The organism is uncultured Oxalicibacterium sp., from assembly GCF_913776015.1.
In the GTDB taxonomy this organism is placed as follows: domain Bacteria; phylum Pseudomonadota; class Gammaproteobacteria; order Burkholderiales; family Burkholderiaceae_D; genus Oxalicibacterium.
Genome location: NZ_CAJYMD010000041.1, coordinates 34,741 through 58,922 on the forward strand (window position 1 = coordinate 34,741; position 24,182 = coordinate 58,922).

At 56.6% G+C, this 24,182-nt stretch carries 23 protein-coding genes; 1 reads left to right on the top strand and 22 read right to left on the bottom strand.

The window, feature by feature from the left end; all coding sequences use genetic code 11:
- Positions 1–5: 5 nt before the first annotated feature.
- The 18 genes from hisI to QZ725_RS06825 form a co-directional block, all read right to left on the bottom strand.
- Positions 6–425, bottom strand: coding sequence for a phosphoribosyl-AMP cyclohydrolase (gene hisI / locus QZ725_RS06740; protein WP_293777662.1), 420 nt, complete (start codon positions 423–425; stop codon positions 6–8).
- The gene (gene hisF / locus QZ725_RS06745) at positions 422–1,186 is read right to left on the bottom strand and encodes an imidazole glycerol phosphate synthase subunit HisF (protein ID WP_293777665.1); all 765 of its coding nucleotides are present in this window, start codon (positions 1,184–1,186) and stop codon (positions 422–424) included. Before hisF ends, hisI begins: the two co-directional genes overlap by 4 nt.
- Positions 1,183–1,977 carry a 1-(5-phosphoribosyl)-5-[(5-phosphoribosylamino)methylideneamino]imidazole-4-carboxamide isomerase gene (gene hisA / locus QZ725_RS06750; RefSeq protein WP_293777667.1) on the bottom strand — a complete coding sequence of 265 codons (795 nt, stop codon included), beginning with the start codon at positions 1,975–1,977 and terminating at the stop codon, positions 1,183–1,185. The genes hisF and hisA overlap by 4 nt, the downstream gene beginning before the upstream one ends.
- Positions 1,978–2,024: 47 nt before the next feature.
- On the bottom strand, positions 2,025–2,663 hold the full coding sequence (gene hisH / locus QZ725_RS06755; RefSeq protein ID WP_293777670.1) for an imidazole glycerol phosphate synthase subunit HisH: 639 nt from the start codon (positions 2,661–2,663) through the stop codon (positions 2,025–2,027).
- 41 nt (positions 2,664–2,704) lie between these two features.
- Complete coding sequence (hisB, locus tag QZ725_RS06760) at positions 2,705–3,301, bottom strand: imidazoleglycerol-phosphate dehydratase HisB (RefSeq protein ID WP_293777674.1); 597 nt, start codon at positions 3,299–3,301, stop codon at positions 2,705–2,707.
- A 254-nt stretch (positions 3,302–3,555) separates the two neighbouring features.
- Positions 3,556–4,380, bottom strand: a complete 825-nt coding sequence (locus tag QZ725_RS06765) for a site-specific DNA-methyltransferase (protein WP_293777677.1) — start codon at positions 4,378–4,380, stop codon at positions 3,556–3,558.
- Between the two features lie 19 nt (positions 4,381–4,399).
- Positions 4,400–5,713 (bottom strand): histidinol dehydrogenase, encoded by a 1,314-nt coding sequence (gene hisD / locus QZ725_RS06770; protein WP_293777680.1) that lies wholly within the window; start codon positions 5,711–5,713, stop codon positions 4,400–4,402.
- A 105-nt stretch (positions 5,714–5,818) separates the two neighbouring features.
- The gene (gene hisG, locus QZ725_RS06775; protein ID WP_293777683.1) at positions 5,819–6,481 is read right to left on the bottom strand and encodes an ATP phosphoribosyltransferase; all 663 of its coding nucleotides are present in this window, start codon (positions 6,479–6,481) and stop codon (positions 5,819–5,821) included.
- Positions 6,478–7,731, bottom strand: coding sequence for a UDP-N-acetylglucosamine 1-carboxyvinyltransferase (murA, locus tag QZ725_RS06780; protein ID WP_293777686.1), 1,254 nt, complete (start codon positions 7,729–7,731; stop codon positions 6,478–6,480). The genes hisG and murA overlap by 4 nt, the downstream gene beginning before the upstream one ends.
- Before the next feature lie 54 nt (positions 7,732–7,785).
- Positions 7,786–8,022: a BolA family protein gene (locus QZ725_RS06785; protein ID WP_293777689.1), complete on the bottom strand. Its 237-nt coding sequence runs from the start codon at positions 8,020–8,022 to the stop codon at positions 7,786–7,788.
- A 59-nt stretch (positions 8,023–8,081) separates the two neighbouring features.
- A complete protein-coding gene (locus QZ725_RS06790; protein ID WP_293777692.1) occupies positions 8,082–8,837 on the bottom strand; it encodes an ABC transporter permease in 756 nt (251 codons plus the stop codon).
- Positions 8,834–9,745: an ABC transporter ATP-binding protein gene (locus QZ725_RS06795; protein ID WP_293777695.1), complete on the bottom strand. Its 912-nt coding sequence runs from the start codon at positions 9,743–9,745 to the stop codon at positions 8,834–8,836. Before QZ725_RS06795 ends, QZ725_RS06790 begins: the two co-directional genes overlap by 4 nt.
- Positions 9,746–9,909: 164 nt before the next feature.
- Entirely contained in the window at positions 9,910–10,197 is a 288-nt protein-coding gene (locus QZ725_RS06800; protein ID WP_293777698.1) for an STAS domain-containing protein, read from the bottom strand.
- A gap of 39 nt (positions 10,198–10,236) precedes the next feature.
- A complete protein-coding gene (locus QZ725_RS06805; protein WP_293777701.1) occupies positions 10,237–10,914 on the bottom strand; it encodes a phospholipid-binding protein MlaC in 678 nt (225 codons plus the stop codon).
- A gap of 213 nt (positions 10,915–11,127) precedes the next feature.
- Positions 11,128–11,850 (bottom strand): VacJ family lipoprotein, encoded by a 723-nt coding sequence (locus tag QZ725_RS06810; RefSeq protein WP_293777703.1) that lies wholly within the window; start codon positions 11,848–11,850, stop codon positions 11,128–11,130.
- Positions 11,847–12,320, bottom strand: a complete 474-nt coding sequence (mlaD, locus tag QZ725_RS06815) for an outer membrane lipid asymmetry maintenance protein MlaD (RefSeq protein ID WP_293777706.1) — start codon at positions 12,318–12,320, stop codon at positions 11,847–11,849. Before mlaD ends, QZ725_RS06810 begins: the two co-directional genes overlap by 4 nt.
- A 101-nt stretch (positions 12,321–12,421) precedes the next feature.
- Positions 12,422–13,201 carry a lipid asymmetry maintenance ABC transporter permease subunit MlaE gene (mlaE, locus tag QZ725_RS06820; protein WP_293777709.1) on the bottom strand — a complete coding sequence of 260 codons (780 nt, stop codon included), beginning with the start codon at positions 13,199–13,201 and terminating at the stop codon, positions 12,422–12,424.
- Positions 13,198–14,001, bottom strand: a complete 804-nt coding sequence (locus QZ725_RS06825; protein ID WP_293777712.1) for an ABC transporter ATP-binding protein — start codon at positions 13,999–14,001, stop codon at positions 13,198–13,200. Before QZ725_RS06825 ends, mlaE begins: the two co-directional genes overlap by 4 nt.
- A gap of 229 nt (positions 14,002–14,230) precedes the next feature.
- Here QZ725_RS06825 and QZ725_RS06830 point away from each other — a divergent pair, with 229 nt between their 5' ends.
- Entirely contained in the window at positions 14,231–15,214 is a 984-nt protein-coding gene (locus QZ725_RS06830; RefSeq protein ID WP_293777715.1) for a GGDEF domain-containing protein, read from the top strand.
- Positions 15,215–15,470: 256 nt separating this feature from the next.
- Here the strand turns inward: QZ725_RS06830 and QZ725_RS06835 are convergent, their stop codons facing one another.
- The 4 genes from QZ725_RS06835 to QZ725_RS06850 form a co-directional block, all read right to left on the bottom strand.
- Positions 15,471–16,934 (bottom strand): glutamate synthase subunit beta, encoded by a 1,464-nt coding sequence (locus QZ725_RS06835; RefSeq protein ID WP_293777718.1) that lies wholly within the window; start codon positions 16,932–16,934, stop codon positions 15,471–15,473.
- Between the two features lie 87 nt (positions 16,935–17,021).
- A complete protein-coding gene (locus QZ725_RS06840; RefSeq protein WP_293777721.1) occupies positions 17,022–21,710 on the bottom strand; it encodes a glutamate synthase-related protein in 4,689 nt (1,562 codons plus the stop codon).
- Positions 21,711–21,912: 202 nt separating this feature from the next.
- Positions 21,913–22,617, bottom strand: a complete 705-nt coding sequence (locus QZ725_RS06845; RefSeq protein ID WP_293777724.1) for a transposase — start codon at positions 22,615–22,617, stop codon at positions 21,913–21,915.
- A 70-nt stretch (positions 22,618–22,687) separates the two neighbouring features.
- Positions 22,688–24,181 (bottom strand): HDOD domain-containing protein, encoded by a 1,494-nt coding sequence (locus tag QZ725_RS06850; protein ID WP_293777726.1) that lies wholly within the window; start codon positions 24,179–24,181, stop codon positions 22,688–22,690.
- Between the last annotated feature and the right edge of the window lies 1 nt (position 24,182).

A 24,182-nucleotide genomic window follows, 5' to 3' on the forward strand; every position in this document is an offset into this window, starting at 1 on the left:
TTCTGTTATTTCTTGTCGTTATGCTTGTAAATCGCTTCCGGGTCTTTCAGGACCGGCTCCACGGTTTGCCAGTCGCCACTGCCGGCATCGCCTTCGAATTTCTGGAAGAAACACGAATGACGCCCCGTGTGACAAGCCACATCGCCCGCCTGCGTCACTTTCAGCAGCACGACATCTTCATCGCAATCGAGGCGAATTTCATGCACCTTCTGAGTGTGACCGGACTCTTCACCCTTGTGCCACAACTTCTTGCGCGAACGGCTCCAATAGACTGCCTCACCAGTTTCAACCGTGCGCGCCAGCGCATCGCGATTCATCCAGGCGAACATCAGCACGTCGTTGCTGCCGACTTCCTGCGCGATCACGGGAACCAAACCATGCTCGTCCCAGCGAACCTTGTTCAACCATTTGGCATTGCTGCTCATGACAACCTCATTGGAATACCTTGCCCGGCCATGAATTGCTTGGCCTCCTGCACCGTGTGCTGACCGTAGTGGAAAATGCTGGCTGCCAGCACCGCATCGGCACGACCGAGCTTGATGCCATCCGACAAATCCTGCAAGCCACCGACACCGCCTGATGCGATGACAGGAATGCTGATCGCATCCGATACCGAACGTGTCAGCTCCAGATCGAAACCGGATTTCGTGCCGTCACGGTCCATGCTTGTCAGCAGGATTTCACCCGCACCAAGATTTTCCATCTTCTTCGCCCACTCGACAGCATCAAGGCCCGTAGCCTTGCGGCCGCCATGCGTAAACACTTCCCAGCCACCCTGATCGTTGCGCTTGGCATCGATGGCAACGACGATGCATTGCGAGCCGTATTTTTGCGCGGCATCGGCCACCAATTGCGGATTGCTGATGGCCGAACTGTTGATACCGACCTTGTCCGCACCTGCATTCAGCAGACGGCGCACATCTTCCACCGCACGCACGCCACCACCAACGGTCAGTGGGATGAAAACTTGCGACGCTACGGCTTCAATGATGTCGAGAATCAGGTCGCGCCCATCGGAAGTCGCCGTGATGTCCAGAAAGGTAATCTCGTCAGCGCCCTGGTCGTCGTAACGCTTGGCGATCTCAACTGGATCGCCGGCATCGCGCAGCTCCAGAAAATTGACACCCTTGACGACGCGACCTGCGGTTACATCGAGACAAGGGATGATGCGTTTTGCCAGTGTCATTCGTCGGATCCTGCGGCTTCGGGATCGATACCGCTCAGTACATCGGCGCGCTCCTGCGCCGAGCGCAAGTCTAGCGTGCCTTCGTAAATCGAACGACCGCAAATCACGCCTTCGATGCCTTCGTCCTGCACGGCACACAGTGCCTCGACGTCCTTGATATTGTGAACACCACCGGAAGCGATCACGGGAATCGTCATACTTTGCGCCAGTTTGACCGTCGCGTCGATATTCACGCCACCCATCATGCCGTCGCGGCCGATGTCGGTGTAGATGATCGACTCGCAGCCGTAATCCTCGAATTTCTTCGCCAGATCGATGACTTCGTGACCGGACAATTTGCTCCAACCATCGGTCGCCACCTTGCCATCCTTGGCATCAAGGCCAACGACGATTTGGCCCGGAAACGCACTGCATGCATCATGCAGGAAACCCGGGTTCTTGACCGCGGCCGTACCGATGATGATGTACGACAAGCCATCGTCGAGATAACGCTCGATGGTATCCAGATCGCGAATACCACCGCCAAGCTGCACGGGAATTTCCTCGATGCCATTTTCTTCGGCAAACTCACGCACCATCTGCAGGATGGATTTCACGGCAGCCTCGTTCTTCGGCTTGCCCGCGAAAGCACCGTTCAGATCGACCAGATGCAGGCGACGCGCGCCCTGCATCAGCCAATGCCGCGCCATCTCGGCAGGGTCTTCGGAAAATACGGTTGCCTGTTCCATATCGCCTTGTTTGAGGCGAACGCAATGACCGTCCTTGAGATCGATGGCAGGGATGAGCAGCATGGTAGCGATGGATTAAGTGTTAAATGAAAACGGTAAGGAAAGTCCGGTCACGGATTCCAGTGCACGAAATTCTTGTACAACTGTAGACCGACCGAAGCACTTTTCTCGGGGTGAAACTGCGTCGCAAAAATGTTATCGCGCGCAATCGCGCTGCAAAACGGCGCGCCGTACGGCGTTTCGCCAGCCACATGCGCCCGCTCTTCCGGTTGCGCGTAATAGCTGTGTACGAAATAGAAATAACTTTCGTCGGCAATACCATCCCACAGCGGATGGGACATTGTCTGGCGCACGCGGTTCCAGCCCATTTGCGGCACCTTGAAACGCGAACCGTCTTCCTGCACGCGGTCTTCAAAGCGGAAGCGCACAACCTTCCCAGGAAACAAACCAAGCGCCGGCGTATCGCCTTCCTCGCTCCAGTCGAACATCATCTGTTCGCCTACGCAAACGCCGAACAACGGCTTGCTGGCCGCCGCCTTCAGCACTTCCTCTTTTACGCCGGAATCCTGCAGTGAACGCATGCAGTCTGGGATTGCGCCCTGCCCCGGCAACACCAGACGATCCGCAGAACGGATATCGGCGACCTCGCCGGAAATACGCACATCGGCTTCCGGCGCTACCTGACGCAGGGCCTGCGCTACCGAGCGCAAGTTACCCATGCCGTAATCCACTACCACGATCTTGTTCATACCGATGATGTTGACTGCAATGTTTCGAAGCGGGCGCGCACTTACAGGCTGCCCTTGGTCGACGGGATCGTTCCCGCAGCGCGGGGATCGAGTTCGATCGCCATGCGCAGCGCGCGGCCGAATGCCTTGAACACGGTTTCGCACTGATGGTGCGCATTGACGCCACGCAGGTTGTCGATATGCAGCGTCACCAATGCGTGGTTGACGAAGCCGTGGAAAAATTCGCTGGTGAGATCGACATCAAAAGCACCGATCATCGAGCGTGTGAACGGCACATGGAATTCCAGACCGGGACGTCCCGAAAAATCGATGACCACGCGCGACAAGGCTTCGTCCAGTGGCACGTAAGCATGGCCGTAACGGCGAATGCCCTTCTTGTCGCCAATGGCCTTGGCAAATGCCTGACCGAGCGTGATGCCGACGTCTTCCACCGTGTGGTGCGCATCGATATGCAGATCGCCTTTGGCATCAATATCCAGATCGATCAAGCCATGACGCGCAATCTGATCCAGCATGTGGTCGAGAAACGGCACGCCCGTGTTGAGCTTTTGCTGACCGGTGCCGTCGAGATTGATGGCAACGCGGATTTGCGTTTCGTTGGTATTGCGCGTGACTTCAGCGGTACGTGGCGTGGACATGAGAGAAAACGATGATCGGTGATGACGAAGGGCAAAGTGCCAATTGGTATTTCTAGGTTGTTGATTGCCTCAGTGGACCGCACAGCGATCACACGGAGAACAATAACTTGCGACTAGTGGCATTCTACCCAAATTTTCAGCAAGCACTTTGCGTTCCAGCCTGGAAAGCCATCTGCAAGACATTTTTTTCGCAAATTTGGTGCATCGCCTCGGCAACTTGTCGATTCTGCATGCACCGCGCCATGCAAATTGCATCAGGACAATCCGGTCTTTTCCAGCGTTGGATTTATTGGGTTGGCCGACGCTTCTGCGTCAATCTGCGAATCAGCCAGCGATGCCAAACGCGTTTCAATCAACGCGCAATAATCGGCATTCAACTCAAACCCGGCGTACTGGCGACCGCACCGCACCGCTGCCACCGCCGTCGTGCCGCTACCCATGAAAGGATCGAGCACTACACCGCCCGGCGGGCACGACGCCTTGATCATGCGCTCGACGATTTCCAGCGGCTTTTGTGTCGGATGATCGGCGCGCTCCTTATGTTCGCGGTGCAGGCGTGAAACGCTCCAGATGTCCTTGGGGTTGTAGCCCAGCTCCAGCCACTTGGCTCCTGCAAACAAAGCGCGCGAGCGTGCCTTCTTGGTTTGCGCATCATAGGGCACGCGCACCGCATCGAGATCGAAGTAGTAATCCTTGGCGCGCACGAACAGGCCAATGGTGTCGTGCACCGATGAAAAGCGCCGCACGCTGCCGCCCATCGACGGCACGCGGCGATCCCAGATAATTTCATTGATCATCGTCATGCGCTTTTTCAGCATGACAAAAATCTCGGGAGAATAGCGCCACGTCAGAAAGATGTAGAGACTACCGGTGGCTTTGAGCTTGGGCAGCGCCAGATCGATCCACTGCTCCATCCATTGCAGATAGGCTTCGGCAGCGAGCTTGTCGGAATCATTGCCGTAATCCTTGCCGAGACCGTAAGGCGGATCGGCAAGGATCAGATCGACGGAGGCATCGGGAATGCGCGCCAGACCGGTCAGCGCATCTTCACAAAAGATGCGATTGCACCAGTCGCTCATGCGCGTATCCGTCGCGTCATCACTTCAGTCGATATTCGGCAGAACGGGCGTGTGCCTGCAAACCTTCGCCATAGGCGAGTTCGGCAGCCACCTTGCCCAGCGTTTGCGCGCCACCTTCGCTGACTTGCAGAATGCTCGAACGCTTTTGGAAGTCATACACACCGAGCGGCGACGAGAAGCGTGCAGTACGCGAGGTCGGCAGCACGTGGTTCGGCCCAGCGCAATAATCGCCTAGCGATTCGGACGAAAAACGACCGAGGAACATCGCGCCAGCGTGACGAATCTTGTCTGCCCACTGCTGTGGATTTTCGCTCGAAATTTCCAGGTGCTCGGCAGCGATGAAGTTGGCGATCTCGCAGGCTTCGTCCATATCGCGCACCTTGATCAGCGCACCGCGATTGGTCAGCGAGGTCGTGATCACTTCCTTGCGCGGCATGTCGGCCAATTGGCGATTCACGCTTGCAGCAACCTTGTCGAGGTAGGCTTCATCCGGGCAGATCAGGATCGATTGCGCAAGCTCGTCGTGTTCGGCCTGCGAGAACAGGTCCATCGCGATCCAGTCAGGATCGGTGGTGCCGTCGCAGACGATCAGGATTTCCGAAGGGCCGGCGATCATGTCGATCCCAACCGTACCGAACACGCGACGCTTGGCTGCCGCCACATACGCATTGCCGGGGCCAACGATCTTGTCCACTTGCGGAATCGTTGCCGTACCGTAGGCCAATGCGCCGACTGCCTGCGCCCCACCAATCGTGAACACCCGGTCCACACCGGACATGGCCGCCGCAGCGAGCACCAATTCATTTTTTACGCCATTCGGCGTCGGCACCACCATGATGACTTCCGGCACACCAGCTACCTTGGCGGGAATAGCATTCATCAGCACCGACGACGGATACGCTGCCTTGCCGCCCGGCACGTACAAACCGACGCGATCGAGTGGCGTGACTTTCTGACCCAGCACCGTGCCATCGGCTTCGGTATAGGTAAAGCCGTTGGAACCAATTTCGTTTTTTTGACGCTCGTGATAAATGCGCACCCGATCTGCCGCCACCTGTAGCGCCGCGCGGCGTTCGGGCGTCAGTTGGTCGAGCGCGGCCTGCAATTCGGCCTGCGAGATTTCCAGCGCGGCCATGCTGTCGGCATCCAAATGATCGAAGCGCTTGGTGTATTCGAGCACCGCCTTGTCGCCTTCGCGCTTGACGTGCTCCAGAATCTGCATCGCGCCACGATCGATAGCTTCGTCTTCCGAAGCCTCGAAAGCCAGCACATCGCTCAACTGTTTCTGGAAATCCGGGTGACTGGAATCAAACTTGCGAATCTGTATGGGCATCTTGGTTCTCGCTCAGACCATGAAGAAAAATAAAAACGAAAAAACGGAGACTCAGGGTAATGCAAACAATAGCAGCGAATCGCTAGCGCGCGACGCGCAATCTTTTCAACTATTGCGCTTGGATGCTTTCTCGAAGGCTTCGAGGATAGGCTGCAAACGCTCGCGCTTAAGTTTCAACGCAGCCTGATTGACGACCAGACGTGAAGAAATATCCATGATCTGCTCGACTTCGACCAGATCGTTGGCGCGCAAGGTGCTGCCCGTGCTGACCAGATCGACGATCGCATCGGCCAGTCCGACCAGTGGCCCCAGCTCCATCGAACCGTACAGTTTGATCAGATCCACGTGTACGCCCTTGGAAGCAAAGTGCTCGCGTGCGGTCTGCACATATTTCGTCACGACGCGCAAACGCGCCCCGTGGCGCACGGCAGTTTCGTAATCGAAGCCACTACGTACCGCAACTGACATGCGGCACTTGGCGATATTCAGATCGATAGGCTGGTACAAGCCTTCGCCCCCATGCTCGTACAACACATCCTTGCCGGCCACGCCGAAATCGGCCGCGCCGTATTGCACGTAGGTTGGCACGTCGGACGCACGCACGATGATGACCCGCACGTTCGGATCGTTGGTCGGCAGGATCAGCTTGCGTGAGCTTTCAGGGTTTTCGCTGACCGTAATGCCTGCGGCTTCGAGCAGCGGCAAGGTCTCTTCGAAAATGCGGCCCTTCGACAGCGCCAGCGTCAGTTGTTGCGAAGTGTTGCTCATGATTTGACTCGTTGAATGTGCGCGCCGACGGCGGACAGTTTGACTTCCATGCGGTCGTAGCCGCGATCCAGGTGATAGATGCGATCGATGCAGGTTTCGCCTTCTGCCGCCAGCGCGGCAATCACCAGTGAAGCCGATGCGCGCAAGTCGGTTGCCATGACCGGCGCGCCGACCAGCTTGTCGACACCATCGATGATGGCTGTGTGGCCTTCGATCGTGATGGCCGCACCGAGGCGATTCATTTCCTGCACGTGCATGAAGCGGTTTTCGAAAATTGTTTCGACCACACGGCTGCTGCCTTCGGCCACACAGTTCATCGCCATGAATTGCGCCTGCATGTCGGTCGGAAAACCCGGGTATTCGGTGGTGCGGAAGCTGACTGCTTTCGGGCGCGATGCCATCTGCACGCGAATCCAGTCTTCGCCCGTGGTAATGACGGCGCCGGCTTCGCGCAACTTGTCGAGTGCGACATCCAGTGTATCGACACGTGCATTACGCAAGGTCACGTCGCCACCAACGGTTGCTACCGCACACAGGAAGGTCGCCGTTTCAATGCGGTCTGGAATAACGGAGTGCGTTGCACCGTGCAGCTTGTCAACGCCTTGAATCACGAGGCGATCGGTGCCGATGCCCTCGATCTTCGCGCCCATTGCCACCAGCAGATTGGCCAGGTCGGTGACTTCCGGTTCGCGCGCGGCATTTTCGAGAATGGTTTCGCCTTCCGCCAGCGTGGCCGCCATCAGCAGATTTTCGGTGCCTGTCACCGTGATCATGTCGGTGACGATGCGTGTGCCCTTGAGTTTCTTGGCACGTGCATGGATGTAACCGGCTTCGATGGTGATCTCCGCGCCCATCGCCTGCAAACCCTTGATGTGCTGGTCGACGGGACGTGAACCGATGGCGCAACCGCCGGGCAGCGACACACGTGCTTCGCCAAACCGTGCCAACAGCGGGCCCAGCACGAGAATGGAAGCACGCATGGTCTTGACCAACTGGTAAGGCGCTTCGAGCTTGTCGATGGCATCGCCATTGAGGATGACGGTTTCACCATCCTGCTTGACCTTCAGACCCATCTGTTCGAGCAGCTTGAGCATGGTCGCCACATCCTGCAGGCGCGGTACGTTATGCAGTTCGACCGCTTCGTCGGTCAGCAAACCGGCACAGAGAATCGGCAATGCCGCATTCTTGGCGCCGGCGATGGCGATTTCACCGGAGAGGCGATGACCGCCTTGTATCAAAAGCTTGTCCATCTTGACTGGAATCCCTGCAGGAAAGTCGGAGCGGCAACATGCCGCTCAGGGGAATTATTTCTGGAATTCTTCGGGCGTCAGCGTTTTCATCGACAACGCGTGAATTTCGGCCTTCATGCGATCGCCGAGCGCCGCATAAACGAGTTGATGACGCTGGATCAGGCGCTTGCCTGCAAATGTCTCGGACACGATCACCGCTTCGAAATGCGAACCATCGCCGCTGACTTCCAGATGCGTGCAATCGAGGCCTGCTGCGATATAGCTTTTTACCAGTTCAGGGGTGGGCAACATGGGTCTGCCTTTTCAAAAGAAGGGGTAATGATAAATGGGATGACGTGTTCAATGCTGTATCAATGCCGCAGTTTGTAGCCACTGCGCAGCAACGACACGCCAAAAGCAACCAGCAAGGCGAGAAAACAGGCCACCACGCCACAACTGATCAATGGATCCACGTCCGACTGTCCGAAGAAGCCATAGCGGAAACCGTCGATCATGTAGAAAAACGGATTCAGATGCGAGACGTTTTGCCAGAATGACGGCAACGAATGCACCGAATAGAACACGCCAGACAGAAAGGTGGCCGGCATGATCAGGAAATTCTGGAAGGCAGCAAGCTGATCGAATTTTTCCGCCCAGATGCCGGCGATCAAGCCCATCGTGCCCAGCATACTGGCCCCCAGCAAAGCGAAAATCGCAATCCACCACGGCGCAACGAAATGCATGTCAGCAAACCAGGCCGTCACGAGAAACACGCCGGCGCCAACGATCAGGCCGCGCGTCACTGCCGCCAGCACATACGCACTGAACATTTCCCAGTGCGACAGCGGCGTCAGCAGCACGAATACCAGATTGCCGGTGATTTTTGACTGGATCAGCGAGGACGACGAATTGGCAAAAGCATTCTGCAATACGCTCATCATCACCAGCCCAGGCACCAGAAATGCCGTATATTTCACGCCCGGATAGACTTGCACATGGTCTTCCAGCACATGGCCAAAGATCAGCAGATACAGCACGGCGGTCAGAATCGGTGCGGCAACGGTCTGCGTCGCGACTTTCCAGAAACGCAGCATTTCCTTGTAGAACAGTGTGCGGAAACCGGTCACTTCTGATCCTCCATGATCTGGATGAACACATCTTCCAGATCGGCTTGTTGCAATTGCATGTCTTCCAATACCGCGCCCGACTGGCGCAACGTCGCCAGCACCGGCTCGACCTCGGCAACATCATTGATGCGCAGCGTATATTTGCGACCGCTCAACAATTCTTCGGGATGGGAAACCAGTGGCTTAAGGCCATCCGGCAAGCTGCCCGATGCCAGTTGCACTACCAGTTGCGAACCGGAGATGCGACGAATCAGCGCCGCCGTCGAGTCCAGTGCGACCACCTGCCCGGCCTTGAGCATGGCGACACGATTGCACAGCGCTTGCGCTTCTTCGAGATAGTGCGTGGTCAGGACAACCGTATGGCCATCGCGATTGAGGCGCGAAATGAATTTCCATAATGTCTGGCGCAACTCCACATCGACGCCGGCAGTCGGCTCGTCGAGCACGATGACCGGCGGCTTGTGCACCAGCGCCTGCGCCACCAGCACACGACGCTTCATGCCACCCGACAGCGCGCGCATATTGGTATCAGCCTTGACCGTCAGATCGAGGTGATGCATGACTTCGTCAATCCACGCATCATTGTTCTTCAATCCGTAATACCCGGACTGCATGCGCAAGGTTTCGCGCACGGTGAAAAACGGATCGAACACCAGTTCCTGCGGCACCACGCCGAGCAGGCGGCGCGCCTGACGATAATCGGTCACCGTATCGTGGCCGAGCACACTCACACTGCCCGTATCCGCCCGATTCAAGCCGGCCATGATGGAAATCAGCGTGGTTTTGCCGGCACCGTTTGGACCGAGCAGACCGAAGAACTCGCCTTCCTCGATGGACAGCGAGACGCCTTTCAAGGCTTGCAATGCCTTATAGCGCTTTTCGACGTTATTGACTTGAATTGCAGCCATGGCGGCCAGGAACACACTTGAGCGGAAATGATGCAGGAAACACGGCAGCCGCAAATGCGGCAACCAGCGGCGAAACCCTCGATTATATTAGATTCCGGGAAAATACCCCGGATTGATGAGGCCGACGAGGACTATCTCGCCGAAAAACGGAAGAGGAAACAGGATCAATGATGCGGCAGATCGACGCGCGCCGCACCAGCCTGCAAAAGCGGGCGCACATCGTAAAGCGCCAGCAAACTGTCGAGACTGCTTGGCATGTTATGCAGAGCCAGCATGGCGCCGCGTTCTTTTGCAGCACGCTGCCATGCAAGCAGTACCGCGACCGCAGATGAATCCACGGCCGTCACGCCCCCCAGATCCACACCGCAAACGCCGCTGCCGATTGCACGCAAGCCTGCTTCCAGAGCGAAGCGTGCGTGCTTGAATGTCAGGTCGGCAGGGGCTTGAAACATCGTGTTTGCGGTTTGACTGTTTAATAACGAAGGCAAAGATTACTTGGCGATTTCTTCAGCCTTGCTCGGCGACGTCACAGCCTTGCCACCCGATTTGGCGACGTTGGCAGCGAGCTTGGCATTCCGGTCTTTCAGCGAAGCGATCAGGCCGTCAATACCGGACTTGTTGATTTCAGTCGCGAAACTGCCTTTGTAGCTCTCGATCAGCCAGGCGCCCAATACGTTGATATCGTAAATCTTCCAGCCGCTATCCGACTTGATCAAACGGTAGCTGAGTTGAACCGGCTCGCCGCGTGGCTGCACGACACGCGTATTGACGACCACGTCCTTGTCATCCGCTGCCGCACGGAACGGCAGATACTCGAATTTCTGGTTGGTGACTTGGGAAATTGCCCCCGTGTAAGTGAAAGTCAGCAACTTCTTGAATTCGTCCGTCAGTTGTGTTTTTTGCTCAGGGGTTGCCTGGCGCCAAGAGCGGCCAACTGCAAGCGCGGTCGTACGCTGGAAGTCCACATGCGGAATGATTTTCTCATCCACAACTTGCTGGATACGCGTCTGGCTACCGGCCTGAATTTGCTTGTCGCTCTTCGCGGTAGCGAGAATCTCTTCACTCAGGCGCTTGACCAGCGCATCAGGTGCTTCGACCGCAGCAGAGGCGAAACCAGCAAAGGAAAGTGCCACAAAGGCAAAGGAAAGCTTTTTCAGAAATTGATTCATGAGATACCCAATCTGTTCGTTAGCAGGCAACTGCGCCACGCGCGCCTGAAAACCGTCGCCAAGTTTTCTGCAGTAAAAAATCCGCAGCCTATCGACGATGCTTTTCAGGACATTTCGACTGTTTGTGCCGAATGAGGTTCAGCGCAAGGGCCGGCGTAACTGTAACCGAATGTAGCTGCCCGCCGTTGCTGTATTGCCTTGTTGTAGCCGCGATTACGGCTGATAGAAATCGTCTTCGTACTTTGCCGGTGGCGGCGCACCGTCAAACACGAGACTCTGGCGACGTTGCAAATAACCATCGCGCATGAATGCATAGCGATCAAGCGCCGCATCGTCCATCAGGTTGCTGGCCTTGAGCAGGGTGGCACGCGTATCCACCACGCGAATCGCTGCACCGGTATTGCGCGCACTGACTGGCGTCGTGTAAGTCCAAGGATCACCATAAATGTCGAAGGGCAACGCGGCCGTATCACGCAAGGTCGAAGGACCGAAGAATGGCAACACGACATAGGGGCCAGATTTCACGCCCCACTTGCCCAGTGTCTGGCCAAAGTCTTCGTTGTGCTTGGTAATGCCGGCTTCCGAAGCGATATCGAGAATGCCGCCCAAGCCAAAGGTCGTATTCACGGCCACGCGCATCACATCGCTCGCGCCGTTTTCCACTTTCCCTTGCAGAAAGTTGTTGACCATGATCCAGACGTCACCGATGTTGCTGAAGAAGTTATGCACGGCAGTTTGCACAAACGATGGCAAATAATCGCGATAGGCCGATGCCACAGGCTTGAGTGCGACACGATCAACCGTATCGTTGAATTCGAACATGGCGCGGTTGTAACCTTCAAACGGATCATCAGCCGTCTGGTTGCCATTGGTGCTGGCGCAGCCGCTCAAAAAAAGTGCGGCGGCAAAAAGGAATGCTTTTGTGATATTTTTCATTTGTTTTCTTCTTTCCCTTCGGCCGCTTTACTGAAGAGGAACTGGCTGATCAGATTCTCCAGCACCATGGCCGATTGTGTCATCGTAATTCTGTCGCCCGCGACCAGATCATCGGGATCACCACCAGCTTCGAGACCGATGTATTGCTCACCCAGCAAACCGGATGTCAGGATTTTGGCGGACGAGTCCTTGGGAAACTTGTAGCGCGTCTCGATGTTGAGCGTTACCGTTGCCTGGAAAGTCTTGTCATCGAAACTGATATCGCCAACGCGACCCACCACAACACCGGCACTCTTGACCGGCGCGCGTGGCTTGAGTCCGCCAATATTGTCGAAGCGCGTCACCACCGAGTAGGTGGGCTGGAACGACAACGAACTGGTGTTACCCGCTTTCAGCGCCAGAAACAATAAGGCGGCCGCGCCCAACAGCACGAACAGTCCAACCCATAAGTCTAATGATTTCCGTTGCATAAGCTCATACCTCAAATAGGGGAAAATGCATCACATCGCTCTGATCGTGGCGCATTCACAACACATCAATGCGAGCGATACGCATGTCGCTCGCCATATCATCAACTGAACATCAAGGCCGTCAGCAGGAAATCGAGTCCCAGCACCGCCAGCGACGCCATCACGACAGTGCGCGTGGTTGCTCGTGCCACACCTTCAGGCGTCGGCTGCGCTTGATATCCTTGGTACAAGGCGACAAATGTCACGGCAAAGCCGAATACCACGCTCTTGATCACGCCGTTGACGATGTCATTCCAGAAATCGACGCCACCCTGCATTTGCGACCAGAACCCCCCTTCATCGACACCAATCATCTGCACACCGACCAGATAGCCACCGATGATGCCGACCGCGCTGAAAACGGCGGCGAGGATCGGCATGGCAATGACGCCGGCCCAGAAACGCGGAGCGAGTACACGCTTGAGCGGATTGACTGCCATCATTTCCATCGCCGCAAGCTGTTCGCCCGCCTTCATCAAACCGATCTCCGCAGTCAACGACGTACCGGCACGTCCCGCAAACAGCAATGCCGTCACGACCGGGCCGAGCTCGCGCGTCAGCGACAGTGCGACAAGCAGACCCAGCGCCTGTTCGGAACCGTATTTGTTCAGCGTGTAATAGCCTTGCAAACCCAATACGAAACCGACGAACAAGCCCGATACGCTGATCAGCACCAGCGAATAGTTGCCGATGAAATGTACTTGGCTCGTGACAAGGCGTGGGCGGCGAAACGCGCTGCCGAATGCGAAAATCAACGCAAAGAAAGTGCGCGTGGCATAACCGACATTGGCGACCGTTTCGCGCACATTGCGGCCAAGCCCTTGCAATACGCCGGCAATCATGGGCGGTCTCCCAACCCCAGATCATCCGCCAGCGAACGCCCTGGATAGTGAAACGGCACCGGTCCATCCGGCTCGGCGTTAACGAATTGCTTCACGTACAGATCGCTGGAAACGCGCATTTCTTCCGGTGTGCCATGTGCCACGATTGCGCCTTTGGACAGGAAATACACGTAATCGGCAATCGAAAACGATTCATGCACATCGTGCGACACCAAAATGGTCGTCGAACCCAGGGCATCGTTGAGACGACGAATCAGATTGGCCGTCATGCCCATTGAAATCGGGTCCAGACCGGCAAACGGTTCGTCATACATGATCAGTTGCGGATCGAGCGCAATCGCACGTGCCAGCGCCACACGGCGCGCCATGCCGCCTGAAATTTCAGACGGTTTGAGTTGCGCGGCATTGCGCAGACCGACTGCATGCAGCTTCATCAAAACCAGATCGCGAATCAGCTCTTCCGGCAGATCGGTATGCTCGCGCAAAGGAAAGGCCACATTCTCGAACACCGACATGTCGGTGAACAAGGCGCCATGCTGGAACAGCATGCCCATCTTGCGCCGCAGGCGATACAAAGCCGTCGTGTCGTGCGCATCCACGCGCGCGCCATCGACCATCACCTCACCGGCTTGCGGCACCAACTGTCCGCCAATCAGGCGCAATACGGTGGTCTTGCCAGAACCGGAACCACCCATGACCGCCACGACTTTCCCACGCGGGAAAACCATGTCGAGCGCCGACAGGATCGGGCGATCGCCATAGCTGAAGTGCAGGTTGCGGATTTCTACGAGGTTGCTCACAGATGACTCGGAAAACGGAATGCCGATATTGTAGTGCAGATTACAGAATTGCTTTTCCTTCCGGCGCAAACTTCCCGTTTAGGGGCCAGCACCAAATCGCTACCCGGAACGTCCCACTGATCTTTATTTGCAACAATTTTGCAGAAATCACCCCAAGCCGAATCTCGCACCGTTGCAAAGGCTCTGCAGAATGCAGGATGATTGCCTCGACAAAACATAAAGATCAAGCATGTCGCTCACATCCACACCCAATGTCCTCGCATCCGCCATCTCCGAAGCTCGGGATTCGACGGTTCACGAGCTGGATGCCCGGCTGATACGTTACTCACTCGACGCCGTGACGGACATGATCATATGGCTCGACCGCGATGGTCGCTATGTTTTCTGCAACAAGGCCGCCACCGAATTTCTTGGCTACACCAGCGAAGAGTTACGTCAGCTTCGCGTGTGTGATGTGGATCCGAACTTCGATGAGACGCGCTGGCATGCGCACTGGAAAGAGCTTGAAGAGCAGGGATCGGTCAGGCTCGAGACCGTCAACACAACCAAGAACGGCCAGAATTTGCCGATTGAGGTCAATGCGACGTTTGTGTGCTTCGACGGCAAGCAATATAACTGTTCCATTGTCAGAAATATTACTGACCGCAAACGCGTCGAAACCGAGCTGATTCAATTGAACCATCGGGTTTATCAGTTGAGCATTACGGATGCATTAACCGGCATTGCCAATCGCCGGCACTTCGACGACATTCTTGCAAGAGAATTTAAAAGCGCCACTCTTCTTCATGCACCGTTGTCACTTGTTCTCCTCGATATTGACCACTTCAAGGCATTCAATGACCATTACGGGCATCTGAGCGGCGATCATTGTCTGAGACGCGTGGCAGCCGCGATCGTTGCTGCGGTCAGACAACCCAACGATCTGACGGCACGATACGGCGGTGAAGAGTTCGTGTGTATTCTTCCAGGCATGCAATTGGAGGGCGCTATTCTCATCGGCGAACGAATCCGGCAAGCCATCATGAATCTGGCGATCCCTCATGCCGCATCGCCGCAGCAGGTGGTCACCGCCAGCCTTGGAGTCGTATCCACCACGCCATCCATGCAATCCGCCACCGATATGCTGGCAGAAGTGGATCGACTGCTATATCAGGCTAAGCGAGAAGGTCGCAATCGTCTCTCTGCGCAGCCCACCACGTATTTCCCAAAATGAATTTACGCGGCACCCCAACGCCCCCATGCGCGGCGCGCATTTCACGCCGTCATTTTTACAACTTCCAAATGAAAAGATCACCAGGGGGAGCGGCGCGCAGCTCCTTGCGCGCTAGCGCCGGGGACCGATCGTTTTGGTGCGACTGCACATAAAAAAAGCTGTCGCATCTCACGATACGACAGCTTTTTTGAAAATGACTGGATTGCCAGTCACCCTGTTTATTGCCTCGTGTTTTCTCTGAAAACGTGGGCAGCAATCAACGTGGCAGTACCGATTCACCCATCAGGAACGCGTCGACTTCACGCGCACATTGGCGTCCTTCACGAATCGCCCACACAACCAGCGACTGACCGCGACGCATATCGCCCGCAGCGAAGACCTTGTCCACCGAAGTACGATAGCAACCTTCACCATCTGTCGTGGCCTTGGCGTTGCCGCGCTGATCCTTGTCTACACCGAAGGCATCGAGCACGCTCTGCACCGGCGAAACGAAGCCCATTGCCAGCAACACCAGATCGGCTTTCAGTTCGAATTCCGAATTCGGCACTTCGACCATCTTGCCGTCTTTCCACTCGACACGTGCGGCGATCAGCTTCTCGACCTTGCCGTTCTTGCCTTCAAGGCGCTTGGTGGCGACCGCCCAATCGCGCTCGCAACCTTCTTCATGCGAAGTCGATGTGCGCAGCTTGGTGGGCCAGTAAGGCCAGACCAGCGGCTTGTTTTCTTCTTCCGGCGGCTGCGGCAGCAATTCGAATTGCGTGACCGACGCCGCACCATGACGGTTCGACGTACCGACACAATCCGAACCGGTATCGCCGCCACCGATCACGATGACGTGCTTGCCGGTTGCAATGATCTGGTCTTTCAGCTTGTCGCCGGCATTGACCTTGTTCTGCAGCGGCAGGAACTCCATGGCGTAATGCACGCCCTTCAACTCACGGCCGGGCACCGGCAGATCGCGTGGCTGCTCGGCACCGCCGGTGATGATGACGGCGTCGAAATCCTTCTTCAATTGATCAGGATGAATAGTTTCCTTGGACCAATTGATGATGTCGGCAGGGAAGTCCTTGCCGATGAACACGCCCGTGCGGAAGGTTACGCCTTCGGCTTCCATCTGCTTGACGCGCAGATCGATGTGCGATTTTTCCATCTTGAAGTCAGGGATGCCGTAGCGCAGCAAACCACCGATACGATCGTTCTTTTCGAACACGGTCACATCGTGCCCGACACGCGCCAGTTGCTGTGCTGCCGCCATGCCTGCAGGGCCACCACCGACAACAGCGATCTTCTTGCCGGTTTTGACAGCAGGCACCTGTGGCACGACCCAGCCGTTTTCCCAGCCCTTGTCGATGATGAAGTGCTCGATCGACTTGATGCCGACCGGGTCTTCATTGATACCGAGCGTGCATGCCGCTTCGCATGGTGCCGGGCAGATGCGACCGGTGAACTCGGGGAAGTTGTTGGTCGAATGCAGGGTGTCGAGCGCCTGCTTGTAGTTGCCTGTGTAAACCAGATCGTTCCAGTCAGGAATGATGTTGTTGACGGGGCAACCGTTGTTGCAGAACGGAATACCGCAATCCATGCAACGCGCGCCCTGTACCTTGGCATCTGCGTCGCTCAGGTGAACCGTGAATTCCTTGTAGTGCTTGAGGCGTTTCTGGGGTTCCTCGCTTGCTTCCTTCAAGCGCTGGTATTCCATAAAGCCGGTAATTTTTCCCATGTTTTTCTCGCTTCTAAACCGCTTCTAAACTTTGTCTGTCACCGCCTGGCTCAGCCGACGAGTGACAGACATCGATGTGTCGTTCGCTCAGACTGCCGCCGCCGTGGCTACCGTCTTCTCGGCCTTGGCCGCATGCATTTCAGCCAGGGCGCGCTTGTACTCGGACGGGAAAACCTTGACGAACTTCGCGCGTTCATTGCTCCAGTTATCCAGCAAGGCGCGTGCACGTGTGCTGCCCGTGTACTTGAAGTGGCGTTCGATCAAGCCCTTGAGGATGGCTTCGTCGGTCTGGCATTCGCCACCGCGCGTCAGGCTGTGCCACGAACCGCGCTCGCCTTTGCCTTCCTGCTCGGCCGCCGAGACCACCTTGTCCAGCGACACCATCGCCATGTTGCACTTGGCAGCGAATTCGCCAGCCGGATCGTAGACGTATGCGATACCGCCCGACATGCCCGCAGCAAAGTTACGGCCGGTTTCCCCCAGCACGACGACCGTACCGCCCGTCATGTATTCGCAACCGTGATCGCCCGTGCCTTCAACGACCGCAACAGCGCCTGAGTTACGCACGGCGAAACGCTCACCGACCACGCCGTTCAAGAATGCTTCACCCGAGATCGCACCGTAGAGTACGGTGTTGCCACTGATGATGTTATCGACCGCACGACCGCGGAATTCGGTATTCGGACGCACGATGATGCGACCGCCCGACAAACCCTTGCCGACGTAATCGTTACCTTCGCCAACCAGATCCAGCGTAATGCCATGCGCCAGAAACGCGCCGGCCGACTGGCCTGCCGTGCCTTGCAACTGGATGTGAATGGTGTCATCCGGCAAACCTTCGTGACCGTATTTCTTGGCCACTTCGCCCGACAGCATCGCGCCGACCGTACGGTTGACGTTCTTGATGGTCGAGATGAAGGACACTTTCTCGCCATTGTCGATCGCCGCCTTGGCTTGCGCGATGAGCTTGTTGTCGAGTGCCTTCTCCAGTGCGTGATCCTGACCTTCGACGTGATAGCGTGCTTCGCCATTGCGCGTTTCCGGCTGATAGAACATGCGCGAGAAGTCCAGTCCCTTGGCCTTCCAGTGCGAAATCGCTTTTGATTTGTCGAGCAGATCGGAACGGCCGATCAACTCGTCGAACTTGGCAATCCCCAGTTGCGCCATGATCTGACGCGCTTCTTCGGCAATGTGGAAGAAGTAGTTGACCACGTGCTCTGGCTTGCCGGCGAACTTGGCGCGCAGAACAGGATCTTGCGTCGCCACGCCAACCGGGCAGGTATTCAGATGGCATTTGCGCATCATGATGCAGCCTTCGACCACCAGTGGTGCCGTCGAGAAGCCCATTTCATCCGCGCCCAGCAGGCCGGCGATCACAACGTCACGACCGGTCTTCATCTGACCGTCGGCCTGCACGCGAATACGCGTACGCAAACCGTTGAGGATCAGCGTTTGCTGCGTTTCTGCTAGACCGAGTTCCCACGGCGAGCCGGCGAACTTGACCGACGACAGTGGCGATGCACCCGTACCGCCATCGTGACCGGCGATCACAACGTGATCTGCCTTGGCCTTGGCCACACCGGTCGCAACCGTACCGACACCGACTTCCGATACCAGCTTGACGGAAATATCCGCTTTCGGATTGACGTTTTTCAGATCGTGAATCAGCTGTGCCAAATCTTCGATCGAATAAATATCATGGTGTGGTGGTGGTGAAATCAGGCCCACACCCGGCACCGAGAAACGCAACTTGGCGATGTACTCGGAAACCTTGTGACCTGGCAGCTGACCGCCTTCACCCGGCTTCGCGCCTTGCGCCATCTTGATCTGGATCTGCTCTGCGGAGGTCAGGTATTCAGTGGTTACACCAAAACGGCCCGACGCTACCTGCTTGATCTTCGAACGCAGCGAATCGCCTGCCAGCAACGGCATGTCGACTTCGACCACATCCTTGCCGATCACGGCAGCCAGCGTGGTCGCTTCTTTGATCGGAATGCCGCGCAGTTCGTTGCGATAACGACGTGTATCTTCACCGCCTTCACCCGTGTTCGACTTGCCGCCGATACGGTTCATGGCGATCGCCAGCGTGGCGTGCGCTTCGGTCGAGATCGAACCCAGCGACATCGCACCGGTGGCGAAGCGCTTGACGATTTCCTTGGCCGGTTCGACTTCGTCCAGCGAAATGGCTTTGGCAGGATCGAACTTGAATTCGAACAGACCGCGCAAGGTCATGTGACGCTTGGACTGATCGTTGATGATCTGCGCGTATTCTTTGTAGGTGTTGAAGTTATTGGAACGCGACGAGTGCTGCAACTTGGCAATCGCATCCGGCGTCCACATGTGTTCTTCACCGCGGATACGGAAGGCGTATTCGCCACCGGCGTCGAGCGCATTGGCCAGTACAGGATCGTTGCTGAATGCCAGATGATGCAGACGCAGCGCTTCTTCGGCGACTTCGAACACACCGATACCTTCGACGTTCGACGCTGTGCCCTTGAAGTATTTTTCGACCAGCGCCTTGTTGAGGCCGATGGCTTCGAAAATCTGCGCGCCGCAGTACGACATGTAGGTCGAAATACCCATCTTCGACATGACTTTCATCAAGCCTTTGCCGACGGCCTTCTGGAAGTTGTAGATGGCTTTTTCCGGTGCAAGATCGCCCGGCAGGTCCTTCGACATCTCGCTCAGCGTATCCATCGCGAGGTACGGATGGATGGCTTCCGCGCCGTAACCTGCCAGCAGCGCGAAGTGATGCGTTTCACGCGCCGAACCGGTTTCGACCACGAGACCGGTCGAGGTACGCAGGCCCTTGCTGACCAGATGCAGGTGGATTGCGGATGTCGCCAGCAGCGCAGGAATGGCGACGCGATCTTCACCGACATGACGGTCCGACACGATCAGGATGTTGTGACCGGACTTGACCGCATCCACGGCTTGCGCGCACAACGATGCCAGACGTGCTTCGATGCCTTCCTTGCCCCAAGCGACCGGATAACAGATATCCAGTTCGTAAGACTTGAACTTGCCGCCCGTGTGCTTGCTGATATGGCGCAGCTTGGCCATGTCGGCATAATCGAGCACCGGCTGCGATACTTCGAGGCGCATCGGCGGGTTGATGTTGTTGGTATCGAGCAGATTCGGCTTCGGACCGATGAACGATACCAGCGACATGACCATCGCTTCGCGGATCGGATCGATCGGCGGGTTGGTCACTTGCGCGAACAACTGGCGGAAATAGTTGTAGAGGGTCTTGTCCTTGTTGGACATGACGGCCAGCGGTGAATCGTTACCCATCGAACCGGTCGCTTCTTCAGCGTTCACGGCCATCGGCGACATCAGGAACTTCAGATCTTCCTGGGTGTAACCGAACGCCTGCTGCAGATCGAGCAGCTTGGTCGTATTCTTGGCTTCGACTTCTTCCTTGTTCAGTTCGTCGAGCTTGATGCGAACCGACTCGATCCATTGCTTGTACGGCTTGGCATTGGCGTAGGTGTCTTTCAGTTCCTTGTCGTCGATGATGCGCCCGGCATCCAGATCGATCAAGAACATCTTGCCCGGTTGCAGACGCCATTTTTTGATGATTTTCGATTCAGGAATCGGCAACACGCCGGATTCTGATGCCATGACGACAAGATCGTCGTCGGTGACGATGTAACGCGCAGGACGCAGGCCGTTGCGGTCCAGCGTACCGCCGATATGGCGACCATCGGTGAAGGCCATGGCGGCCGGGCCGTCCCATGGTTCCATCATCGCGGCGTGGTATTCATAGAAGGCGCGGCGGCTGTCATCCATCAGCGTGTGGTTTTCCCACGCTTCCGGCACCATCATCATCATCGCTTGCGGGATTGGGTAGCCGGCCATCACCAGCAATTCGAGCGCATTGTCGAAGCAGGCGGTATCAGACTGGCCTTCATAGATCAGCGGGAACAGCTTCTGCAGATCGTCGCCAAGCACGGCCGATTTCATCACACCTTCGCGTGCACGCATCCAGTTGAAGTTGCCCTTGACGGTGTTGATCTCGCCGTTGTGCGCCAACATGCGATACGGGTGCGCCAGCGGCCATTCCGGGAAGGTATTGGTCGAGAAACGCTGGTGTACCAGCGCCAGTGCGGAGACGCAACGCGGGTCTTGCAGGTCTTTATAGTATTCACCGACCTGATCGGCCAGCAGCAGACCTTTGTAGACGACGGTACGTGCCGACATCGATGGCACGAAAAACTCTTTGCCGTGCAGCAGATTCAGCGCCTGGATCGCATGACCGGAAGCCTTTCTGATGACGAACAGTTTGCGCTCAAGCGCATCGGTCACCATGATGTCCTGGCCACGACCGATGAAAATCTGGCGAATGATCGGTTCTTTTTCGCGCACGGTCGGCGACATCGGCATGTCCTTGTCGACCAGCACATCGCGCCAGCCCAGCACGACCTGGCCTTCCGCCAGCACCGCACGTTCGAGTTCCTGTTCGCAAGCGATGCGCGATGCATGTTCCTTCGGCAGGAAAATCATGCCGACACCATACTCACCGGCTGGCGGCAGCGTCACGCCCTGCTTCGCCATTTCCGCGCGATAGTATTGATCGGGAATCTGGATCAGGATGCCCGCGCCGTCGCCCATCAGCTTGTCGGCACCCACAGCGCCGCGATGGTCGATGTTCTTCAGGATCTGCAAACCCTGCTCGATGATGGAATGGCTCTTCTGACCTTTGATGTGGGCGACGAAACCTACGCCGCAGGCATCGTGTTCATTGGCCGGATCGTACAAACCTTGCGCGTGCATAATACTTCTCCACTACTTTTCAAGAGCCTGAAGAATAGTGCAGCGTAAACGCAAATTCAACTCGAATAAAAGGGGTCAGAGTCAAATTAAATAAGGGTCAATTTGGTGCAATTTTATTTGGGGACAGAGTTAAGTCCAATAATGATGCGAGAAAACACGGAAGATGAAAACCATTCTCATCAAATGGCTTATCAACGTGCCATTAAAGTGCCTTGACGAGCACATCTCTCGCCGGGCGGCCACGACGCGATGGCTGAACCCGTCGCTTGGCCTGCTTTTCGAGACCATTCTTGAACTGATCCGACCCCAGCGCCCATCCTTTCAAGGTTGCCTCGCTAAGCATGCGCACTTCCTGCTCGTCCAGACCTTCTTCGATCAAACGTTTGTAGGCCGCCTCCCGCTCGAACGGTGTATTGCCTAGCGCCCAATACAGGGCATGGTCCGTCACCAAGGCATCGGATTTGATCCCCACATGATGTTGATAACTTGACCACGGATACTCCCCCGCATGCGCAACCAGCCCGGCTCGCACCGGATTCAGATCGATATAGCGACTGCATAGCATCAGGTAACGCTCGGCATCGAGGACAGCGGTACGATAGCGCCCCTGCCACAAGGTGCCGCTGCGGTGGTATTTCTGGTTGAAATGCGGCACATAATGGCGACCGATCCATTGCATCATGCGTGCCAGCCCGGTTTGATCGGCGGGCGTTACCAGCAGATGCAGATGGTTGGGCATCAGCACGTAGGCATGAATGGCGACCTGGAACCGCCGCGCAGCATCCCGCAGGCAGGCGAGGAAGAACAGATGATCTGCGGTGTCGTGAAAAATAACCTGCCGATCCACGCCACGCTGGATGACGTGGTGCGGTTGATGGGGAACGACAAGTCGGGGAAGCCGGGCCATGGCACGCTAAAGAAAAACCGGAGTGGCCTCATGATAGCGACTCCGGTTGGTTTGCACAAAACGCGTGCAATTAATGCATGGCACGCGCCCAGGTCGGATCCATATGGCAGCGATGTTCGATTGCCTTGACGATGATGGCGCGCAGATCGTCGAGCAATGCCACTTCATTCGGCGCGATCTTCGATAGCGGCAACGAGGCATCCCAATCGCCGTAGATGAAGCCGACCGGATGAAAATTCAACATCAGCGGCAGAATCACGAAGCTGCGTGACAAACCCATTTCGTCGCGCCACCAGCGCGGCAACTTGCTGGCGAAGCCAGGCGCGTGCGCGTCTTCGACGAAAATCATCTTGTTATTGGCCAGCGCCGCATGAAATACATCCGGCTGGTAGGCATCGTTAAAGGCCAGACGCGGCAGCAATTCTTCGAGACACTCGCCGAAGCACATGCGCGCCATGTACTTGCTTTCTTCGTGATTGCGCAGAAATGCCACGGCGCGACTCAAGCCAAGTCCCTTGTAGACCGTTTCCAGCGCCACCGTCATCAACTGACTGGTGCTGGCCGTAATCAGGTCACCACGCAAATCACTGACACCACGTTTGAGAATATTGACGGAATCGGCAGGCTTGCCCAACGGCAGTTGCATTTGCGTATCGGCTTCTTCGGCCTTTGGAGTTGGCGGCGTATCTTCCTTCGCCGTGCGATGGGCAGATTCGACCGCAGCCAGCAGCACATCAGCATCCAGCCCCAACATATCGGCATAACCGAGTGTCAGCCCCTCTATCGAAGCCGATGCATTCTCACACAACACGGTCGCACAACGCGTAGACATGGTCGAAACAGCCGCCAACCAATCCGCATGCGCGAGAGGCTCGTTATCGACATCGGTGACACGCGGCGGCAATTCCTTGAGGCTGGCCACGAGTTCGCTCGGCAGCCCCCAACGGGCACCAATCAGCCGCCCAAGTTCATCGAGCGGCAAGCCCAACACCTGCTGTGCCGCGTCGTTTTCCGACATGCGATCATCGGTGGCAAGCTGCTGCACGGTCGCCCAGTGCTCGGGAAGATAAAACGACACCATGAGCCGACCCAACGAATGCAGGATCGAGCACACCACGGCTTCTTCGGTATCTCGACGGGTCGAGGTCGAAGCAACCTGACGTGCAATTTGGCCGGCCAGCACAGCCTTTTCCATTTCATGCCGCGTGCTGGACGTACCCAGAGAAGCGACCGACAAGCCATCGATCAGCTTCAAACCCAATGCAAGATGGCCGATCGTTTCGGTCCCCAGCACGATCACGGCTTTGGAAACGGTATTGATGCTTTGCCCGAAGGCGGAATACATAGCGCTATTGGCCAGACGCAAAACGCGCTGGGTCAGCGTGGGGTCGGACAGCACAGTACGCGTCATGCTGAATTCGCGGTCGTCCTCGCCCTGCATGGCGCCGACGATGGCGCTGACGACTTTGGAAAATCCGGGCAAATCGCCGCGCTGCCGGACACGCGTCATCAGCAATTCGAGCGTCTTTTCGGCGTTGAGCGATGGCGTTTCTTGCTTCGTCATG

Excerpts from the sequence above, each read along its gene's own strand:
- QZ725_RS06795 (WP_293777695.1), bottom strand. The coding sequence starts at position 9,745 with ATGGCTGCAATTCAAGTCAATAACGTCGAAAAGCGCTATAAGGCATTG.
- QZ725_RS06850 (WP_293777726.1), bottom strand. The coding sequence starts at position 24,181 with ATGACGAAGCAAGAAACGCCATCGCTCAACGCCGAAAAGACGCTCGAA.
- QZ725_RS06830 (WP_293777715.1), top strand. The coding sequence starts at position 14,231 with ATGTCGCTCACATCCACACCCAATGTCCTCGCATCCGCCATCTCCGAA.
- murA (WP_293777686.1), bottom strand. The coding sequence starts at position 7,731 with ATGGACAAGCTTTTGATACAAGGCGGTCATCGCCTCTCCGGTGAAATC.
- hisH (WP_293777670.1), bottom strand. The coding sequence starts at position 2,663 with ATGAACAAGATCGTGGTAGTGGATTACGGCATGGGTAACTTGCGCTCG.
- QZ725_RS06805 (WP_293777701.1), bottom strand. The coding sequence starts at position 10,914 with ATGAATCAATTTCTGAAAAAGCTTTCCTTTGCCTTTGTGGCACTTTCC.
- mlaD (WP_293777706.1), bottom strand. The coding sequence starts at position 12,320 with ATGCAACGGAAATCATTAGACTTATGGGTTGGACTGTTCGTGCTGTTG.
- hisA (WP_293777667.1), bottom strand. The coding sequence starts at position 1,977 with ATGCTGCTCATCCCTGCCATCGATCTCAAGGACGGTCATTGCGTTCGC.
- QZ725_RS06845 (WP_293777724.1), bottom strand. The coding sequence starts at position 22,617 with ATGGCCCGGCTTCCCCGACTTGTCGTTCCCCATCAACCGCACCACGTC.
- QZ725_RS06800 (WP_293777698.1), bottom strand. The coding sequence starts at position 10,197 with ATGTTTCAAGCCCCTGCCGACCTGACATTCAAGCACGCACGCTTCGCT.
- QZ725_RS06765 (WP_293777677.1), bottom strand. The coding sequence starts at position 4,380 with ATGAGCGACTGGTGCAATCGCATCTTTTGTGAAGATGCGCTGACCGGT.
- QZ725_RS06810 (WP_293777703.1), bottom strand. The coding sequence starts at position 11,850 with ATGAAAAATATCACAAAAGCATTCCTTTTTGCCGCCGCACTTTTTTTG.
- hisG (WP_293777683.1), bottom strand. The coding sequence starts at position 6,481 with ATGAGCAACACTTCGCAACAACTGACGCTGGCGCTGTCGAAGGGCCGC.
- QZ725_RS06840 (WP_293777721.1), bottom strand. The coding sequence starts at position 21,710 with ATGCACGCGCAAGGTTTGTACGATCCGGCCAATGAACACGATGCCTGC.
- mlaE (WP_293777709.1), bottom strand. The coding sequence starts at position 13,201 with ATGATTGCCGGCGTATTGCAAGGGCTTGGCCGCAATGTGCGCGAAACG.
- hisI (WP_293777662.1), bottom strand. The coding sequence starts at position 425 with ATGAGCAGCAATGCCAAATGGTTGAACAAGGTTCGCTGGGACGAGCAT.
- QZ725_RS06835 (WP_293777718.1), bottom strand. The coding sequence starts at position 16,934 with ATGGGAAAAATTACCGGCTTTATGGAATACCAGCGCTTGAAGGAAGCA.
- hisD (WP_293777680.1), bottom strand. The coding sequence starts at position 5,713 with ATGCCCATACAGATTCGCAAGTTTGATTCCAGTCACCCGGATTTCCAG.
- hisF (WP_293777665.1), bottom strand. The coding sequence starts at position 1,186 with ATGACACTGGCAAAACGCATCATCCCTTGTCTCGATGTAACCGCAGGT.
- hisB (WP_293777674.1), bottom strand. The coding sequence starts at position 3,301 with ATGTCCACGCCACGTACCGCTGAAGTCACGCGCAATACCAACGAAACG.
- QZ725_RS06785 (WP_293777689.1), bottom strand. The coding sequence starts at position 8,022 with ATGTTGCCCACCCCTGAACTGGTAAAAAGCTATATCGCAGCAGGCCTC.